General features: G+C 74.5%; 11 protein-coding genes. 7 read left to right on the top strand and 4 right to left on the bottom strand.

The window, feature by feature from the left end; translation table 11 throughout:
- Positions 1-21: 21 nt before the first annotated feature.
- Positions 22-1830 (top strand): aspartate--tRNA ligase, encoded by a 1809-nt coding sequence (gene aspS / locus NAEX_RS43060; protein WP_096333284.1) that lies wholly within the window; start codon positions 22-24, stop codon positions 1828-1830.
- A gap of 4 nt (positions 1831-1834) precedes the next feature.
- A complete protein-coding gene (gene lnt, locus NAEX_RS43055) occupies positions 1835-3538 on the top strand; it encodes an apolipoprotein N-acyltransferase (protein ID WP_096333283.1) in 1704 nt (567 codons plus the stop codon).
- Between the two features lie 198 nt (positions 3539-3736).
- Here the strand turns inward: lnt and NAEX_RS43050 are convergent, their stop codons facing one another.
- Positions 3737-4576: a class I SAM-dependent methyltransferase gene (locus NAEX_RS43050; protein WP_096333282.1), complete on the bottom strand. Its 840-nt coding sequence runs from the start codon at positions 4574-4576 to the stop codon at positions 3737-3739.
- A gap of 8 nt (positions 4577-4584) precedes the next feature.
- Between NAEX_RS43050 and NAEX_RS43045 the strand changes: the two genes are divergently transcribed.
- A complete protein-coding gene (locus NAEX_RS43045; RefSeq protein ID WP_096333281.1) occupies positions 4585-7140 on the top strand; it encodes an FG-GAP repeat domain-containing protein in 2556 nt (851 codons plus the stop codon).
- Positions 7141-7341: 201 nt separating this feature from the next.
- Positions 7342-8232 (top strand): hypothetical protein, encoded by an 891-nt coding sequence (locus NAEX_RS43040; protein ID WP_096333280.1) that lies wholly within the window; start codon positions 7342-7344, stop codon positions 8230-8232.
- Between the two features lie 79 nt (positions 8233-8311).
- Here the strand turns inward: NAEX_RS43040 and NAEX_RS43035 are convergent, their stop codons facing one another.
- Positions 8312-9103 (bottom strand): hypothetical protein, encoded by a 792-nt coding sequence (locus tag NAEX_RS43035; RefSeq protein ID WP_096333279.1) that lies wholly within the window; start codon positions 9101-9103, stop codon positions 8312-8314.
- A gap of 816 nt (positions 9104-9919) precedes the next feature.
- Between NAEX_RS43035 and NAEX_RS54150 the strand changes: the two genes are divergently transcribed.
- Together NAEX_RS54150 and NAEX_RS43025 are read left to right on the top strand one after the other, a co-directional pair.
- On the top strand, positions 9920-13813 hold the full coding sequence (locus NAEX_RS54150) for a WD40 repeat domain-containing serine/threonine protein kinase (RefSeq protein WP_170136489.1): 3894 nt from the start codon (positions 9920-9922) through the stop codon (positions 13811-13813).
- 113 nt (positions 13814-13926) lie between these two features.
- Entirely contained in the window at positions 13927-14820 is an 894-nt protein-coding gene (locus tag NAEX_RS43025) for a hypothetical protein (protein ID WP_096333277.1), read from the top strand.
- A gap of 9 nt (positions 14821-14829) precedes the next feature.
- Here the strand turns inward: NAEX_RS43025 and NAEX_RS43020 are convergent, their stop codons facing one another.
- The gene (locus tag NAEX_RS43020; RefSeq protein ID WP_170136488.1) at positions 14830-15747 is read right to left on the bottom strand and encodes a LysR family transcriptional regulator; all 918 of its coding nucleotides are present in this window, start codon (positions 15745-15747) and stop codon (positions 14830-14832) included.
- A gap of 65 nt (positions 15748-15812) precedes the next feature.
- Here NAEX_RS43020 and NAEX_RS43015 point away from each other — a divergent pair, with 65 nt between their 5' ends.
- On the top strand, positions 15813-16781 hold the full coding sequence (locus tag NAEX_RS43015; RefSeq protein ID WP_096333275.1) for an NAD-dependent epimerase/dehydratase family protein: 969 nt from the start codon (positions 15813-15815) through the stop codon (positions 16779-16781).
- 91 nt (positions 16782-16872) lie between these two features.
- Here NAEX_RS43015 and NAEX_RS51625 read toward each other — a convergent pair whose 3' ends face one another.
- Positions 16873-18567 (bottom strand): choice-of-anchor L domain-containing protein, encoded by a 1695-nt coding sequence (locus NAEX_RS51625; RefSeq protein WP_170136487.1) that lies wholly within the window; start codon positions 18565-18567, stop codon positions 16873-16875.
- Between the last annotated feature and the right edge of the window lie 52 nt (positions 18568-18619).

The following is an 18619-nucleotide window of genomic DNA, read 5'->3' as shown; positions in this document are numbered from 1 at the left end:
CATCGTCTACATTCCCGGGCCATGTCCACCTTGCTCGAACACGGCCGCACCCACGACTGCGGCAGCTTGCGCGCCGCCGACGTCGGCGCCACCGTGGTCCTCTTCGGATGGGTCCACCGCCGCCGCGACCTCGGCGCGCGGATCTTCGTCCAGCTCCGTGATCGCTTCGGCATCACCCAGGTCGTGTTCGGCAAGGACCTCGACGCCGGCGCCTACGAGGCCGCCACCGGGCTGCGCGGCGAGTTCTGCGTCGCCGTCCAGGGCACCGTGGTCGCCCGCGGCGACAACACCAACGCCGCCATGGCCACCGGCGAGGTCGAGGTCAACGCCACCGCGCTGCAGGTGTTCTCGCCGGCCGACATCCTCCCGTTCAACGTCGCCGACGACGACAAGCTCGACGCCAGCGAGGCCCTGCGGCTCAAGCACCGCTACCTCGACCTGCGCCGGCCCAGCCTGCAGAAGAACTTCGTCCTCCGCTCGCGCCTGGCCACGCTGACGCGCATCACCCTCGCCGAGCAGGGCTTCCTCGAGCTCGAGACGCCCTACATGGTGAAGTACACCCCGGGCGGCGCGCGCAACTTCCTCGTCCCCAGCCGGCTCAACCCGGGGATGTTCTACGCGCTGGCCGAGTCGCCGCAGATCTTCAAGCAGCTGTTCATGGTCGCCGGCATGGACAAGTACTTCCAGATCTGCCGCTGCTTCCGCGACGAGGACCTGCGCAACGATCGCCAGCCCGAGTTCACCCAGATCGACGTCGAGATCAGCTTCGCCACGCCCGAGCGGGTGTTCGCCCCGATCGAGCGCCTGATCCGCCGCGCGTGGAGCGAGATCCTCGGCGTCGCCCTGCCCGACCCGTTCCCGCGCATGACCTGGGCCGAGGCGATGAACCGCTTCGGCAGCGACAAGCCCGACCTCCGCTTCGGCCTCGAGTTCGTCGACATCACCGACCTGGCCCACAAGTCAGGCGCCAAGATCTTCGAGGCGGCCGGGCTGGTGAAGGCGATCGTCGTGCCCGCGGCCCACGCCGAGCCGCTGTCGCGCGGCCGCATCGACAAGCTGACCGAGCTGGTCAAAAAGCGCGAGTCGGGCGGCGCCAAGGGCCTCGCGTGGGCCAAGGTGCAGGAGGGCGGGTCGTGGAGCTCGCCGCTCACCAAGGCCATTTCCGCCGAGTTCCAGGCCGAGATCAGCGCCCGCGTCGGCGCCGAGCCGGGCAGCGTCATCCTCGTCGTCGCCGACGAGCCGCACACCGTCCACGCCGCGCTCAACGCCCTCCGGCTCGAGCTGCGCGACAGCCTCGATTTGGTCAAGCACTCGAGCTCCGACCCGTGGCGGTTCCTGTGGGTCACCGACTTCCCGCTGTTCGAGAAGAGCGAGCGCGGCTACGTCAGCGCCCACCACCCGTTCACCTCGCCGCGCCTCGACCAGATCCCGCTGCTCGACTCGGACCCGAGCCAGGTGCTCGCGCAGGCCTACGACCTCGTGCTCAACGGCAACGAGGTCGGCGGCGGCTCGATCCGGATCCACCAGTCCGACGTCCAGGCCAAGATCTTCCAGGTGCTCGGCCTGTCCGAGGCGCAGATCCAGCAGAAGTTCGGCTTCCTGCTCGACGCCTTCCGCTACGGCCCGCCGCCCCACGGCGGCATCGCCCTCGGCCTCGACCGCCTCAGCATGCTGATGTGCGGCGCCCAGAGCCTGCGCGACGTCATCGCCTTCCCCAAGACGCAGAAGGGCACCGACCTGATGACCGGCTGCCCCAGCGGGGCCGACGACGCCCAGCTGGCCGAGCTGTACATCCGCCACCGCGACCTGCCCGCCACCCCCGAGAGCTGAGCCGATGTCCGAGGCCGACCCGACACCGCCGTCCGCGCCGTCCGCGTCGCTGCGCGCGGCGGTGGCGGTGTTGCAAGTCCCGAAGAACATGTCCGAAAAGACAGCTCTACACGCTCGCCTCGAGCGGCTGCCGCCGCGGCAGCGGGGCCTGCTGCGGGTCGCCTGCGTCCTCCTGTGCGCCGCCTGCATGGTGCTGGGCTCGCCCGACTACAGCCAGTGGTACCTCGGCTTCGTCGGCTGGGTGTTCTGGCTGGCGGCGATCGAGGGGCTGGCGCCGAAGAAGGCGTTCTGGCTCGGGTGGCTGTGCGGCATCGCCACCGTGTTCTTCGGCTTCTTCTGGCTCACCGAGCTGCTGATCCGCTTCGCCGACTTCCCCGGCTGGGCCACCATGCTGGTCCACTTCATCTTCGCCGCCTTTCAGGGCCTGCAGTGGGCCGTCCCCGCCGCCGCGCTCAACTGGCTGCGCCGGCGGACCGGCCGCGACGTCCTCCTGCTCGCGCCGCTGGTGTGGGTCGCCGGCGAGGCCGTCCTGCCGCACATCTTCCCGTCGTACCTGGCGCTGATGTGGTGCTGGCAGCCGCTGTGGCTGCAGGTCGCCGAGATCGGCGGCGTGACCACCGTCGGGATGGTCCAGCTGCTGATCAACGCCGGCCTCTACGCCGCCCTGCGCGACTGGCTGCTCGCGCGCACGGTCAACCGGCGAGCGCTCGCCGTCGCCGGCGCCACCCTGGTCGGCACCCCGCTCTACGGCGCCGTCCGCATGGCCCAGATCGACGCGATGCTCGCCGAGTCGCCCAAGCTCAAGGTCGGCGTCGTCCAGGGCAACTTCGGCATCACCGAGTGGGGCAACCCGCGGATGAAGTTCCAGATCCTGCGCCGCGAGCAGCAGGGGTCGGCCCGCCTCGAGGCCGAGGGCGCCGAGGTCCTGCTGTGGGGCGAGACCGCCTACCCGTTCTCCTACGCGCTCCCGCGCGGCGACGGCTTCGACCTGCCGCAGGCCAACCCGCGCCGCGTCCGCCGTGACTTCACGATCCCGCTGGTGTTCGGGGTCGTCACCGCCGACCGCAAGGTCAGCGAGTTCGCGTGGAACACCGCCCGCGTGCTCGAGGCCGACGGCCGCCTCGGCGACAGCTACGACAAGGTCTACCCGCTGTGGTTCGGCGAGTACACGCCGCTCGTCGACCCGCACTGGTTCAAGGAGATGGTCCCCTCCGCCTCGCACATCAACCCGGGACCTGGCCCGAAGGCCCTGCGCGTCCATACCGGTCCCGAAGGCCAGCACGAGTGGCGGCTCGGCCCGCTGATCTGCTACGAGGACATCCTGCCGCGGTTCGCCCGCGGGGTCGCGGCCGAGGGCATCCACGCGTTCGTCAACCTCACCAACGACTCGTGGTTCGGCAAGTCCAAGGAGCAGGACCAGCACATGGGCCTCGCGGTCCTGCGGACCATCGAGAACCGCCGGGCGCTGCTGCGCAGCGTCAACGCCGGCATCAGCGTCTACGTCGACCCCGCCGGCCGCGTGCTCCAGCGCATCGACTCGACCAACCCCGACGAGGACGGCCCGCTCCCCGCGGCGGGCTTCGTCGCCGAGGTGCCGATGATCGACCCCGACTACCGCACGCTCTACACCCGCACCGGCGAGCTGTTCAACGCCCTCGTGCTCCTCGGCCTGTGCGGGATCGGCCTCCGCGGCCGCCGGCGCGAGTAGCCCCGCCGCGGGCGGGCCGTCGCAGCGCCCTCCGGACATGCTTTGAGGGGCATGTCCGGGGGGGCATGGCCGTGGCGACATGTCCCCGCGAGCATGTCCGGAGCGTCCGCCGCTCCGCGCCGGCGGGGCCGCGCTCCTCGGCGCGCTCGCCGGCGTGCGGCCGCTCGCCGCACGACGACACGGGCGAGCCACGGCGTCTCAGAACCGGTAGCGCAGCGCCTGGTGCATCTTGGCGATCCGCGGCCGCTTCGCGCACCACTGCAGCACCTTGCGCTGCAGCCAGCCGAGCTTGACCACGTCGGGCGAGCCGACGAGGGGCCACGCGTCCATCAGCTCGAGCCCGAACACGTGGCTCTCGAGCTCGTGCGGGTCGTCGAGGCCCCACACCAGGCGCGCGCCGGTCTTACGCAGGCTCGAGTGCAGACCCTGGGCCCGCAGCGCGCGCGAGCTCAGGGCGTCGAACAGCACCTGACCTTCCGGGAAGCGGACGACGATCCGGCGCAGCAGATCCTCGACCTCGGCCGCGGTCAGGTACGGGAAGATGCCCTCGGCCACCACCAGGGTGGGCTTGTCGTCGGGGATCTGGCCGAGCCAATCGGGGTCGGTGACGGACGTGCCGATCATCTGCAGGCCCGGCCGCTCGGGATACAGGCGGCGCCGCACCGCGATCACGTCGGGCAGGTCGACCTCGAACCACCGCACCGACGGCGGCGGCGCGACCCGGTCGATCCGGCTGTCGAGGCCGCAGCCGAGGTGCAGCACCGTCGCGTCGGGGTGCGCCGCCAGGTACTCGCCGGTCCACGCGTCGAGCTGCTTGGCCCGCACCGACGTGGTGAAGCGGTCGCCCTGGGCCGACTTCAGGCGCGCGAAGTCGTACGCGATGCTGTCGACCAGGCGCTCGGCCGTCTCGTCGCGGAGGATCGGGTCGGGCGAGCGGCTCTCGAGCGCGCGCGCGTGGAGCGTGATGAGCAGCGTTTCTTGCACCCCCGAGAGCTCGATCTTCTCGGCGTTGGGCTGCGTCGCGGCCGGCGGTATCATGGCCGGCGATGATAGCCTCAGCTTCCTCCTCGCGCCGCAACGCGACCTTCACGCTGCTGTTGCTCGTGATTTCGCGCGGGGCCGCGGCCGCCCCCTGGCAGCCGGACCCGAACCGGGCTGTGCCGGACGACGGTGGCGGAGTCGCGCAGAAGGTCGAACTCGTCGACATCGACGCTGACGGCTTCGTCGATCTCGCGTTCGCCAATAGCCGCGGCGACGCGCTCGGCGGAGACGCCGACGCCCAGCTCAACGCGCTCGTCCACAACGACGGCGGACTCGGCTTCTCGCTGCTGCCCGGCGTGTTCGAGGAGCCCGACAACGCCTACGTGATCAAGGCCGGCGACCTCAACGGCGACGGCCTCCCCGACCTCGTGGTCGGCGTCGCCTACTCCGGCGCCAGCTACGTCCTCCTCAACCTGGACGGCGCGTTTCTGCGGCACGATATCCTCGGCGGCGCGCCCTTCAGCGTGGGCGACCTCGAGCTCGGCGACGTCGACGGCGACGGTTCCCTCGACATCGTCGCCGCCGACTGGGGCGTCTCGCAGCCCCTCGGCGAGCCCGGCGACGGCGGCGGCCCGCTGCGCCTGTGGCTCGGCCACGGCAACGGCCTCTTCACCGACGGCGCCGCGTTCTTGCCCGGCTCGCTGCTGTCCTGGTCGTTCGACCTCGAGCTGCTCGACTTCGACAACGACTTCGACCTCGACGTCCTCGCCGCCTCGCGCGGGCCCGGTCCCGCCGTGGCCCTGCGCAACGACGACGGCGTGTTCGTCGTCCACCCGATCCCCGCGCTCGCCAACAAGGAGATCAACAGCGCCTTCACCGTCCTCGACCTCGACGCCGACGCCGATCTCGACCTCGTCACCCTGCAGGACGGGTTCGGCGGCGCACGCAACACCGTGCTCGTCGGCGACGGCGCCGGCGGCTTCGTCGACAACCTCGGCGCCTACTGGGCCCTCGTCGACAACCCGATCCGCCTCGACTTCGACGCCGACAGCCTCGACTTCGACAACGACGGCACCCCCGACGTCGTCGTCCTCGGCCCGCAGCAGAACCCCGGCGAGGTGCACGCGAGGCTGATGCGCAACGACGGCAGCTCGCTCGTCCCGACCGCCCCCGACGGCGCCGCGTTCGCGCCGGTGCCCGAGCTCCTCGCCAGCTTCGGCGTGGCGATCGCCGACTTCGACCTCGATCGCCGGGCCGACCTCGCCGTCGCCGTGCGCAGCGACGTGGCTCCCGACGCCGTCCTGTTCGGCGGGCAAGATGTCCCCGAGGACAGCACGCCGCCGCGTCTCGGGATCATCGAGTCGCTGCCCGCGGTCCTCTTCCCCGGGACGCAAGCGCTCGTGCGCGCCCGCGTCGACGACGGCCGGGTCCCTGCGCGCTGGCACGACTTCCGCCACGACCCGCTGCTGCCGACCTACCACCTCCACGGCGGCGGCAGCATCGCGCACCTGCGACGGGTCCCCTCCCTCGAGTTCGCCTTCGACCTCGCCGACCCCGCGGAGCTCGCCGCGCTGGCGGACGACGACCCGCTCAAGCACATCGCGCCCGGCGAGTGGTACGGCGAGGCGCTGTGGCGCGTCGCGTTCGACGTGCCGCAGCAGTGGGCCCGCGAGCACGCGATCCTGGTCTGGCGGCTGTGTGCCAGCGACGCCGCCGGCAACAGGAGCTGCAGCGAGCCCGCGACGTCGTCGATCGCCCGCGAGCGCCCGAACGACTGCGGCAACGGCACCGTCGAGCCGTGGGAGGACTGCGACGACGCCGTCGACCTGCTGTGTCAGAACTGCACGTTCACCTGCGGCGACGGGGCCTGCATCGCCCCCGAGGACGGCGACAACTGCCCCGCCGACTGCGCCGGCTGCGACGACGACGGCGCCTGCGAGCCCGGCGAGGACGAGACCTGCTGCGACTGCACGCGCTGCGGCGTGTGCGGCGACGGCGTGTGCCACACCGACCAGGAGAGCGCGATCGGCTGCCCCGAGGACTGCAGCGCGTGCGGCGACGGCATCTGCGACCTCCTCGAGAGCGAACAGTCGTGCTCCTTCGACTGCGCCGTGTGCGGCGACGGCCTGTGCAGCGGCCTGGAGACCAGCGTCGACTGCCCGTGGGACTGCTCGATCTGCGGCGACTGCGTGTGTGAGGGCAACGAGAACCCCGACAACTGCTGGGAGGATTGCGGCCTGGGCTGCGACGACCCGACTCACGGGAGCTGGTGCGGCGACGGCGTGTGCGCGCCCGAGGAGCGGGGGAGCTGCCTCGAAGACTGCCCCGCGTGCGGCGACGGCACTTGCACCCCGGGCGAGCAGGACTGCGAGCAGGACTGCGGCGTGTGCGGTGACTGCCTGTGCCAGATCGCCGAGAACCCGGAGAACTGCCCGGAGGACTGCGGCGACGGCGTCTGCGGCGAGGGCGAGGACTCCGCCACGACCGCACCGGAGCCCGACGCGGTCGACGACGGCCTCGGCTGCAGCTGCCGCGACGCGTCGGGCGGCGGCGGCCTGGTCTTCGGCCTCGGCCTGCTGGCGCGCCGGCGCCGGCGAGGTGGCCGATCGGGCATGTCGTGATCGACATGTCGTAACAATCATGTTTTGATGGACATGTCCGCGAGGCCTGTCGATCGGGTCACGCGGGCGCCCACGCCCGCCTCACGAGCCGGCGTGCCAGGACCGCTCCCTCCGTGTCTCCCCGAGCCCGTCGCCTCCCGCAGCGGCGGCGCGATCGTTTGCGATGGGCGGGCCCCGGCGAGCGTGCTAGCGTCGCCGGTGATGCGCGGCCGGCTCGTGCTCCTCGGCGTGTTCGTGTTCGGTTGTGGGCCCTCGAGTCCGGGAGCGACGACGCTGGCGAGCGAGAGCGCGACCTCGACGACCTCGATGGGCGCGACGACCAGCACGTCCGGGGCGACCGCGAGCACGGCGGTGACGGAGAGCGCCGGCGAGGTCTCGACCACCGGCGGCTCGCTGAACTTCGCCCAGCAGCCGGACCTCCCGGCACCGGGCGTCGCCTGCGATCCGTGGCAGGACACCTGCCCCGAGGGCCAGAAATGCAAGCCGTTCGCCCAGAACTTCGGGCCGTGGGCCGGCGCCAGCTGCGTGCCGGTCGCCGAGCCGCCGACGCCGGTGGGCGGCGCGTGCGAGGAGGCCGAGTGGGCGATCACCGACGCGTGCGAGCGCGGGGCCGTGTGCCACGGGTTCCTCGGCGACGACGAGCAGGGCCGGCGCTGTCACGAGCTCTGCGCCGGCACTCCGACCGAGCCGACGTGCGCCGACGCGTGCTCGACCTGCTTCAAGAACGGCGCCGTCGCGGGCGTGTGCCTGTTCCCCTGCGATCCCCGGGCGCCTGCGTGCCCGGCGGGTCAGGTGTGCCAGATCGCGGCCGATCTGCCGCGCTTCGCCTGCGGTCCCGGCGGCCGCCCCAGCCCCGCCGGCGAGCCCTGCACGTCGCCGGGCACCTGCGCCGAGGGCACGGCTTGCGTCGCGGCCGCGCTGGTGCCCGGCTGCGCCGGCGACACCTGCTGCGCGCCCGTCTGCGACCTCGAGGGCCCGGACGTCTGCGCCGGCGCGCTGCCCGGCACCACCTGCGCCCCGTGGCCGGTGAGCAGCCCCGACTTCGACGACGCGTGCCTGCCCGCCGGCCTGGGGCTGTGCTCGGCGCCCTGACACATGTCCGTTCGGACAGGCGCCGCAATTCGCGACGGAGGCGCCCACCCGGCACCTGCACGTCCGAGGCGCCGCCCGCTCAGAACCGGATCAGCAGCCGCCCGGCCCGCGCCTGCACGCGCGAGCGGCCGCGGATCGCTCCGGCGATCAGCGCCGCCACGCCGGCCGTCAGCAGCGCCCCCGCCAGGATCCCGCCGACCAGCGCCATCCGGTTCGCGCGCAGCCCCTCGGCCACCAGCTCGGTCTTCTGGCGTTCGCGAGCGGGGTCGCTGCCGCACGGGTCGAGCGGGTCGTCGCCCTGACACGGGCGGGCCGTCACCTCCTTCAGCTCGTCGTCGACCGCGCGCCCGGTCAGGCCGCCGGCCAGCGCGACCACACCGGCCACCACCGCCCCGCTGCCGAGCCCCGCCGCCGCCAGCCCGGCCTTGCGGTCGAACCCGCGGCGCCCCGGCTCGACGCGCGGGGCCGGCCGCGGGCCCTCGGGCGCGGATGCGCTCTGGTACATGGCCCAAAGTTCAGCTCGCCGCCCCTCGACGCCGGCGCGGTTCTCGTCGTCGGTCGGGTCGAGCCCGCCGAGGTAAGCGTCGAGCGCCGCGATCGCGGCGTGGAGTCGGGCCGCGTCGCCGGTCTCGCGGTAGCCCGCCGCCTCCGCGTCCGCGATCGCCAGCGCCGCGGTCGCTCGCCGCGGCGCGTAGCCGAACCCGCCCGGGAGGGCCCGGAACGCCCGCTGCCACAGCGCGATCGCCCCGTCGCGGTCGCCGGCCGCCAGCCGGGCCTGGGCCGCGGCCGACAGCTCCGCCGCCTCGTCGACCCCGTCCTGCGCGGTCGCCCGCGGCGGGCCGGCCTCGACGGCGCGTCTCTCTTCGGACATGTCCGAACGAACATCCCCAGGCGCCGCCCGCCCCTGCGCCGGCGTGGCGGCCAGCGCCAGCCCGAGCCACGCCGCCAGCGCCGCCCGCCACGTGCGGCCCCTCGCCTCGGGTCCGGCCGCGAGCGCCCGCCCGGCCCGTCCATCGCAGGACCTGTCCCCTCGGACATGCGCCGAACTTTCCGACATGTCCTCCCGGACATACCCCGCACGCCGCCGCCTGGACAAGGCAGCCGCGCGCACGACCTCCCGCTCCCGCGCTCGCTCCGCTCGGACATGTTCGCCCCGTGCGTACCTGTCTGCCTGGACGTGAGCCGACCCGGCGGACATGTCCTCGCGGACATGTCCGACGCTCCCCCGCCCACACGTCGCTGCCGCGCCAACGACCTCCGCCCCGCGTGGTCTGTCCGCTCGGACACCCGACACCCACGCGGACCTGTCCGTTCGGACATGCTCCGGGCCCTCGGACACGTCCGCTCGAGCACGCGGCGCTACCGTCAGCGGGCCCGCCGGCACCGCCCCCGCTGACATGTCCGTTCGGACATCCCGCGCCCCCGCGGAGGCGTCCGCTCGTCCCGCGCCGACCTCCGCCCCCTCGTGGGCGGGCGAGCCGTCGGCGACCCGGTCCCGGGCGGAGCCCGCGGGGGCGCGCGCGGGCGCCCGGACGACGGCGGCGGGGATCGCGGCAGGCACGTCGTTCGGATGGTAGACCACCCCTCCCCCCGGACAAGGCCTCGCGGGGCCCGGGGTGCGTTGAAGCGCGGGGCAGTTTCCGGGATCCTGGTCGTCGCGGTGGCAGGTGCCAAGTCCACGGCCCTTGTGGGCCGGAAGTTCTCGAGCCTCGAGCAGGCCGACACGGCCACGCCGCCGGGGTCGTCGGTCGCGCCGGACGACGCGCGCCACCTGAGCCGCCTGGCCAGCGAGGCCCGGCGCGGCGACGCGCTCGCCCCCGAGCGGCTGGCGATGGAGGCGATCAAGGCGCGCCTGTTCCCCGGCGAGGCCGCGCCGGCCAAGATCGGCCGCTTCACCGTCCTGCGGCAGATCGGCGCCGGCGGCATGAGCGTGGTCTACGCCGCCTACGACGAGCGGCTCGATCGCCGGATCGCCGTCAAGCTGCTGCGCTCGGGCGAGTCGGCCGACAACCAGGCGCGGCTGCTGCGCGAGGCCCAGGCCATGGCCCGGCTGTCGCACCCCAACGTCGTCGCCGTCCACGAGGTCGGCGCCTGGGAGCAGCAGGTCTACGTCGCCATGGAGTTCGTGCGCGGGCCCAACCTGCGCGACTGGTTGCAAGCTGTCCCGCGGGACATCCGGGAGATCCGCGAGGTCTTCGTGGCCGCCGGACGGGGCCTCGCCGCCGCCCACCACGCCGGCCTGGTCCACCGCGACTTCAAGCCGGCCAACGTGCTCGTCGGCGACGACGGCCGCGTGCGCGTCGGCGACTTCGGCCTCGTGCGTCACGCCGGCGACGAGCCGGCCGACGGCCCCGCGCCGGCACCTGTCCCTGCGGCCAGCATCGTCCAGGCCGGCGCGCGCGTCGAGCTGTCGACCACCCTCACCGAGACCGGCGCGATCCTCGGCACGCCGGCCTACATGTCCCCGGAGCAGCACCTCGGCCGGCCGGTCGACGCCCGCAGCGATCAGTTCTCGTTCTGCGTCGCCCTCTACGAGGCCCTCTACGGCGCCCCGCCGTTCGCCGGCCGCGACCTGTTCGAGCTCGCCAAGCGCGTGCTCGCGGGCGCCGTATCACCTGTCCCCGAGGACAGCAAGGTGCCCGCCTGGCTGCGGCGCGCCGTCCTCCGCGGCCTCGCCGTCGACCCCGCCGCGCGCTGGCCCAGCATCGACGACCTGCTCGACGAGCTCGAGCGCGACCCGGAGCGGTCCTGGCGGACCCGCCGGACCGCCGCGCTGGTCGGCCTCGCGGTCGTCGGCGTGGTCGTCGGCCTCGTGGTCGTCGCCCGCGAGCGGGCCGACGCCGCCGCCCAGGCCCAGCGAGCCGAGGCCGCCGCCGAGCGCCAGCGGCGCACCGCCGAGGACGAGCGGGCCGCCGCCGAGCAGGAGCGCGATCGAGCCTTCATCGACGCCAAGGCCCAGCTCGCCGAGGCCCAGCGAGCCCAGGCCGCGCTCAAGGATGCGCTCGCGGCCGCCGAGGCCCAGCGCCTCAACGCCGAGGCCCACGCCGCCCTGGCCGAGCACGCGCTGGCGGAGGCCGAGCGGCGCCGGCGCGAGGCCGAGGCCCAGCGCAAGGAGGCCGAGCGCCAGACCGGCCGGGCCGTCCACGAGGCCACGCGGGCCCGCGACGCCAACCGCCTGGCCCAGGCCCTCGCCGGCGCGCGCGGCGATCCGACCACCGTGCTCGCCCTCCTGCGCGAGGTCGAAGATCCCGCGGCCGCGCCCGGGTGGGTGCCCGCGGCCGTGGCGGCGCTGCAGCAGCCGGTCAGCGCCGCCGTCCTGCGCGGCCGCGGGGCCGCCCTCCTCGCCGCGGCCTTCAGCCCCGACGGCGCCCGGATCGCCGCCGCCGGCGAGGATCGGCGCGTGACCCTTTGGTCCTGGCCCGACGACCATGTCCTGAAGATCCACGAGCACCAGGGCCCGGTCCGCGCCGTCGCCTTCGCCCCCGGCGGCGAGCTGGTCAGCGGCGCCGAGAGCGGGGCCGCCGTGTGGCGCGACCCGCCGGTGCGCCTCCCCTCCGGCGCCGGCGACGACCTGCGGGCCTTCGCCCTCGCGCCCGACGGCCGCGCCCTCGTCACCGGCGGCGGCGACGGCCGCGTGCGCGCCTGGGACCTCGACGCCGCCCCGCCGCGCCCGCGCGAGCTCGCCCGCCACGAGGGCCCTGTCCATGCGGTCCTGTTCGATCGGGCAGGTCGCCTCGTCGCCTCCGCCGGCGCCGACGGGGCCGCGCGGATCGTCGACCTGCGCGGCGGTCCCCCGCGCTCGCTGCCCCACCCGAGCGGCGCCGTCCGCAGCGCCGCCTTCAGCCCTGACGGCCGCCAGCTCGCCACCGGCGCCCAGGACGGCCTCGTGCGGCTGTGGGACGTGGGGGGCTCGGGCGCGCCGGCGCTGCTGCGCGGCCACGCCGACGAGGTCGTCGCCCTCGCCTGGAGCCCCGACGGGGACCGCCTCGCCTCCGCCTCGCTCGACCGCAGCGCTCGCCTGTGGAGCGCCGTCGGCGCCCCTTTGCGGACCCTGCGCGGCCACGACGGCCGCGTCTATGCCCTCGCCTGGAGCCCCGGCGGCGACCGCCTGGTCACCGCCTCCCAGGACGGCACCGCGCGGGTGTGGCCGGTCGCCGGCGGACCTGTCCCTGGAGACATGCCGCTCGTCCTTCGGGGCCACGGCGAGGCCGTGGTCGCCGCCGGCTTCAGCCCCGCCGGCGATCACGTCGTCACCGCCTCGCGCGACGGCACCGCCCGCGTCTGGCGCGTCCGCGGCGGCGACCCGCTCGTCCGCGCCGTCCCGCTCGGCGGCCCCGTCGATCACCTGGTGTGGACCGCCGCCGGTCTCCACGCCGTCCGCAGCGACGGCCGCGCCCTCCGCCTCGCGCCCGCCGCCCTGGCCGCTGCGGGCCTGGCTGTCGAGACATGGCGAAAGAGCCATGTTTCGGAGGACATGGCCTCCGGGGAAGGCCCTGAAGGCCATGTCTCCCCCGTCATGTCCATGGGGACAGCCGGATCCGCCACCGCCACGGCCCCCGACGCGGCGGCGAGCCGCGGGCCCTCGACCAGCGGTCCCGTGGCGACCGCCGACCCGGCGACGAGCCCCGCGCCTCCGTCGGTCGGTCCCGACCTCCCCGCCGCCGCGGCGACGAGCCCCGCCGGGCCGGCCGCGCGGGCCCTCGCCCTCGCCGGCGCGGCGGCCCCGAGCCTGTTCGTCGGCGCAGGTCCGAACGGACATGTCCTCACGGTCACCCGCACCGGCGCCCTCCAAGGCTGGGACGCCGCCCGCCGGCCGCTCGAGCCCCGCCCGCTCGGCCCCGGCGCCGCCGCGGCCGCCGTCTCCGGCGACCTCGCCCGCGCCGCCGTGGCCCTGCCCGACGGCGCGCGCCTGATCGACCTGGCCGAGGGGACATCTCGCCCGCTGACCGGCCACCGCGGCAGCGTCACCGCCCTCGCCTTCTCGCCCGACGGCCGGCTGCTCGCCACCGGCGCCGCCGATCGCACGGCCCGGCTCTACCGCGCCGACGATCCCGCCGCCGCGGCGCGCGAGTTCGGGCCCCACTCCGGCAGCGTCACGGTGCTGGCCTTCGCGCCCGACGGCCAGCGGCTCGCCACTGGCTCGTGGGACCGCCGGGTCCGGGTCTGGCCGCTCGACGGCGGCGCCCCGACGATCCTCGAGGAGCACAGCGGCCCGGTGCGCGCGCTGGCCTGGCGCCCCGACGGGGCCGCGCTTGCGACCGCCAGCGACGACGCGACCGTGCGCGTGTGGCCGCTCGACGGCCGCGACGAGCCGGTGGTGCTGACCGGCCACCAGGGCCCCGTGCGCGCGCTGGCCTGGTCGCCCGCCGGCCCGCACCTCGCCTCGGCCGGCGACGACGGCCAGCTCCGCCTGTGGTCGGCAGACTTCACCCCCGCGACCTTGAAGGCCCGCCTGCGCGCCGCCTCGCCGGTGTGCCTGTCGGCCCGCCAGCGCGGCCAGCTCCTCGGCGAACCTCCGGCCCTGGCCGAGGCCAACGCCGCCGCCTGTCAGAGCGAGCGCGAACGCCAATCCACGCCGTGAGCACCCGGTCGCCCGGAACAAGCACAGCCCGCATCGAGTACCGCCTCCCGATGTTTGCGAGCGCGAACCCGTCCACGGACGCCCTCGGTCCCCTCGTGCTACAACGCCCTCGTATGCCCCGCCGTAGCGCCGCCGTCGTCACGATCGTCGCGCTCGCGCTGACCGGCGCCCCCGCCCGCGCCCAGCAGCCCGGCCCCGTCGCGCCCGCCCCCGCGCCGGAGTCCGTCCGCGTGGTCGAGCCCGCCCCGCAGCCCGTGCTCGTGCAGGAGTCCCCGCCGCCGGCCGTCTACGACACCGTGATCCTGCGCGACGGCAGCGTCCTGCGCGGCACCATCCTCGAGCTCCACCAGGACCGCGAGGTCGTCATCCAGCTCACCGGCGGCGCGCGGACGATCCCGTGGGCCGACATCGCCTCGACCACGTTCGCCGGCGCCGCCACCACCGGTCCCGAAGGACATGTCCCCCAGCCTCCGGGACATGTCCCCGCGGACAGCACCGCCGCGGTCGCCGACGACGAGGTCGCCCCGGGTCCGAGCCGGCCGCGGATCTTCATCGAGCTCACGCGCCCGGCCGACGTCCACCTGCTCGAGGCCGTGGCCCCGATCGGCGCCGTCAGCCCGCAGGCGGCCCGGGCCGGGCTCGCCGGGGCTCGCTCGGTCTGTCGCGCCCCGTGCGGCAAGGTCATCGACGGCCGCGCCGGCTACCCGTTCTACTTCGGCGGCGACCGGATGATGCCGTCGCAGACCTTCTTCCTCAAGGACCTCGAGGGCGAGTACGTCGCCCGCGTCCAGCCCGGCCGGCGCGGCCTCCTCATCGGCGGCATGTTGATGTCGGGCTACGGCGCCGGCGGCACGCTGGCCGGCGCCATGCTCACCGCCATCAGCCGCGACGGCGACAGGCGCACCGTCGGCGCCGTCATCCTCGGCGTCGGCGTGGCGATGCTGATCAGCGGCATCGCCATGGCGATCCGCGGCTCGACCCGCTTCCGCCTCGAACGCCGCCCCTGACGCGCGGCCTCAGCCTCGCGCCCGCGCCTCGCGGACCACCCCGAGCGTCTCCGTCAGCACCTGCCACACCGCGGCCACGCGCGGCAGGTCGCGCTGCGACCTGTGCCCGACCAGCCACAGATCGTCGACCGGCCAGCTCGCCGCGCTGGCCGCCAGCGTCGGGTCGTGGCGCACCTCGACCAGCTCGCGCGCCCGCGCGTACGGGGCGGGCAGCAGCACCACGCCCATCCCCGCGGCCGCCCCCGCCAGCAGGCTGGCGTAGTGGCTCGTCCGCAGCACCACGCTCGCGCGCGCCACGTGGCGGGCGATCCACTGCGCCGCCGGCGAGCTGGCCAGGTCGTGGTCGAAGCCCAGCCACGGCGCCGCGCTCCAGTCGTGCAGCACCCCGAGCGAGCGCGCCAGCGCCGGCGACGTCATCGCCAGCGAGCGCGCGTGCATCACCTTGCGGAGCACCAGCTCGGCGGAGGTCGGCCGCACCGAGCGCAGCGCCAGGTCGGCCTCGCCGCGCGTCAGGTCGACCACCCGCACCGACGTCTCGAGCTCCACCACGATCCCCGGGAACCGCTGCCGCAGCAGCACCAGCGCCGGCACCACGAACATGTCCGCCAGGCCAGGTGGCGCGCTGATCCGCACCACCCCTTCGGGCGCCGCCTCGACCGCCGACGCCTCGCGACCGAGCCGCGCGTGGGCCAGCTCCATCGCCTCCGCCGCCGTCAGCACCGCCTCGGCCGCGCGCGTCGGCGTCAGCCCGTGGCGCCCGCGATCGAACAGCCGCGCCCCGACCGTCGCCTCGAACGCCGTCAGGCGGCGGCTCACCGTCGAGATGTCGACCCCGAGCCGACGCGCCGCGGCCCCGAGGTTGCGCAGGCGATGGGCCGCCAGGAACACGCGCACGTCGTCCCAGCGGCCCTCCTCGCTTCCTTGCATGGTTGCCGAGATCGCTTGCACCGCTGCCGATTTTCTTGCGCCCATGCAACGACCATCCTAGCAGCATGCAAGCCACCTCCGCACCGCTCCACGTCGTCCTCGGCGCCGGCCAGATCGGCGGCCGCGTCGTCGAACTCCTGCGCGCCCGCGGCCTGCGGGTCCGCCAGGTCCGCCGCTCGGCGGTCGGCGTCGGCCCCGAGCTCGTCGCCGGCGACATCACGGACCTCGACTTCGCCCGCCGGGCCGTCGAGGGCGCCGCCGTCGTCTACGACTGCATGAACCCGGCCTATCACCGCTGGCCGCAGGAGCTGCTGCCGATGGCCCGCGGCGCCCTCCATGGGGCCCGGCACGCCGGCGCTCGCCTGGTCGCGCTCGACTGCCTCTACATGTACGGGCGGCCGGGCGGGCCGATGCGCGAGGACTCGCCGCAGGTGCCGTGCAGCAAGAAGGGCGAGCTGCGGGTGAAGCTCGGCGAGCTGCGGCTCGCCGCCGATCGCCGCGGCGACGTCCCGGTGGCGATCGCCCGCGCCAGCGACTTCTTCGGCGCCGACCTCGCCTACGCCGTGTGGAACGACCGCTTCTTCCGGCGGGTCCTCGCCGGCCGCAAGGGCCAGATGTTCGGCGATCCCGACCTCCCGCACGCGTACACCTACGTCGAGGACGTCGCGCGCGCCCTCGTCACCCTCGGCACCAGCGACCGCGGCTTCGGTCACGTCTGGCACGTCCCCACGCCGCCGGCCGAGAGCACCCGCAGCCTGACGCAGCGCCTCGGCCGCGCCCTCGGCCGCGACGCCGACGTCACCTCGGTCCCGCGCTGGCTCGTGCGCACGCTCGGCCTGGTCTCGCCGACGATGCGCGAGATGGCCGAGATGATCTATCAGTGGGAGGTCCCGTTCGAGGTCGACGACTCGAAGTTCCGCGCCGCCTTCGGCTGGTCGGCCACCCCCGTCGACGAGGCTGTCGCGCGCACCGCCGCGTGGGCCCGCACGCGCTACGGCCTCGCCCCCGCGCGCGAGGCGTCCGCGCGCCCGTGACGGCGCCGCGCGCTCGAATCTTGTGTCCCCGAGGACATTCTCCGGAGGACATGCTCGATCGAGCATGTCCTCCGTGACACGCCGATGAGCGTCAGCCCGGCGTCACGCCCGGGGCCGCCGGATCGAGCGACCACTCCCACGCGTCGAGCAGCACCACCGAGTCGAAGATGTGGCCGCCGGTGTCCCAGATCGCCAGGCGGATCTCCATGATCTCGCCCGGCGCGACGTTGCCGCTCATCGTCAGCCAGCCGGTGCCGCCGCCGATCATCGTCTGCGACGGCTCGCACGTCGAGAAGTCGTTCTGCTCGAAGCCGGTGCCGACCAGATCGGCGGTGCCCTCGCAGCCGTTGTAGTCGGAGGTCGGGACGTTCTGCGCCGCGCAGCCGACCTCGCCGCCCTGGCACTGGGTGAACAGCCCGTCGGCGACCTTGACGAGGTTGACGCCGATCGGCCACTGCGTCTGGCCGTCGTCGTAGATCGCCACGTTCTTGTCGTCCGGGTTGCCGTCGGCGTCCGAGTCGACCAGCGCGACGAAGAAGTCGTTGTACTGGCTGCACACGTACTCGGGGTACTCGGCCGAGAAGAAGTACATCTTGGTGGAGAACGACTTGGCGTTGGTCGGCACCCGGATCCGCAGCTTGAGCATGATCGGGTCGTTGGCCGACGGCACCTGCGGCACGTTGCAGCCGGGCGGGTTGGGCAGCTTGCCGCCGATCGCCGTCCACCAGTCCTGCGGCGGCGGGCTCGTCGTGCCGAGGTTGGCGCCGCCCTCGAACTTCACGAAGTTCGGCTTGGTGTCGTTGGCGTCGGCGGCGTGGCCGCTCGACAGCACCATCAGGCGGCTGTGCTTCTGCGGCCCGATCTTGTCGCCGAACGCGGCGCGGATCGAGCGCGACGCGGCCGCCGGCAGACCTGTCCCGTCGGCCAGGCTGAACTTGCCGCCGATGACGCCCCAGGTCTTGTCCTTCGGGTCAGCCGGGTCCTCGACGGTCATCTGGCACAGGTCGAGCGCGCGGGCGTAGTCGAGCGGGTCGGCCGAGTCGCTGGCGAGGGCCGCGTCGCAGCTCGGCGCCTCCTCGTCGGTGTCGCCGTCGCAGTCGTCGTCGACGGTGTTGCCGACGAACTCGTACGCGCCGGGGTTGACCAGCTCCGGGTCGGCGCACGCCCCGCTGGCGACGTCGCAGCAGTCGCCGCCGCACACGCCCCAGCCGTCGCCGTCCTCGTCGGCGTCCTCGTCGGCGTCGCCGTCGCAGTCGTCGTCGATCGCGTTGCCGCACACCTCGGGCGTCGGCCACACCGCGCCCTCGCAGGCGCCGAACCCGAGGCCGTTCTCGAGGCACGTCCGGATCCCCGACACGCACGCGCCCACGTCCTGGGTGCCGTCCGGGCCGCCGTAGCACGGCTCCTGCTCGCCCGGCTCGCACGGCTGCGAGCACACCCCGGCGTCGACGTCGCACACCGGGCCGTCCGGGCTGTCCTTACAATCCTGGTCCGAAGAACATGGCGTTCCGGACATCGTGGTCGTGCCGGTGACCGCGCCCTCGGTCGTCGTCGTCGTCGCCGCCGTCGTCGGCTCCGGCCCGGTGGTCGGTTCGCCGGTGGAGGTGTCGCCGGTGGAGGTGGTCGCTCCGGGCGCCGTGGACGCGCCGGAGGTGGACGTCTCGGTGGCCGAGGCGAAGCCGTTGGTCGTCGCGCCTTGACCGCCCCCGCAAGCGAGGAGCGCCCACAGGGGCAGCGTGGTGATCGCGGCCGCGGACGGCCCGGTGATTCGTGAAGAACGAGACATCGCGTGCTCCTCCGGGCTCGCGGGACGCGAGCGCGGCGAAGCTATGCCAAAA

Source organism: Nannocystis exedens (assembly GCF_002343915.1).
GTDB lineage: Bacteria > Myxococcota_A > Polyangia > Nannocystales > Nannocystaceae > Nannocystis > Nannocystis exedens.
This window is presented reverse-complemented; position numbering and strand designations above follow the sequence as displayed.

Bases quoted from the DNA above. Each gene is read 5' to 3' on its own strand.
- aspS (WP_096333284.1), top strand. From the start codon at position 22: ATGTCCACCTTGCTCGAACACGGCCGCACCCACGACTGCGGCAGCTTG.
- lnt (WP_096333283.1), top strand. From the start codon at position 1,835: ATGTCCGAGGCCGACCCGACACCGCCGTCCGCGCCGTCCGCGTCGCTG.
- NAEX_RS43050 (WP_096333282.1), bottom strand. From the start codon at position 4,576: ATGATACCGCCGGCCGCGACGCAGCCCAACGCCGAGAAGATCGAGCTC.
- NAEX_RS43045 (WP_096333281.1), top strand. From the start codon at position 4,585: ATGATAGCCTCAGCTTCCTCCTCGCGCCGCAACGCGACCTTCACGCTG.
- NAEX_RS43040 (WP_096333280.1), top strand. From the start codon at position 7,342: ATGCGCGGCCGGCTCGTGCTCCTCGGCGTGTTCGTGTTCGGTTGTGGG.
- NAEX_RS43035 (WP_096333279.1), bottom strand. From the start codon at position 9,103: ATGTCCGAAGAGAGACGCGCCGTCGAGGCCGGCCCGCCGCGGGCGACC.
- NAEX_RS43025 (WP_096333277.1), top strand. From the start codon at position 13,927: ATGCCCCGCCGTAGCGCCGCCGTCGTCACGATCGTCGCGCTCGCGCTG.
- NAEX_RS43020 (WP_170136488.1), bottom strand. From the start codon at position 15,747: ATGCAAGGAAGCGAGGAGGGCCGCTGGGACGACGTGCGCGTGTTCCTG.
- NAEX_RS43015 (WP_096333275.1), top strand. From the start codon at position 15,813: ATGCAAGCCACCTCCGCACCGCTCCACGTCGTCCTCGGCGCCGGCCAG.
- NAEX_RS51625 (WP_170136487.1), bottom strand. From the start codon at position 18,567: ATGTCTCGTTCTTCACGAATCACCGGGCCGTCCGCGGCCGCGATCACC.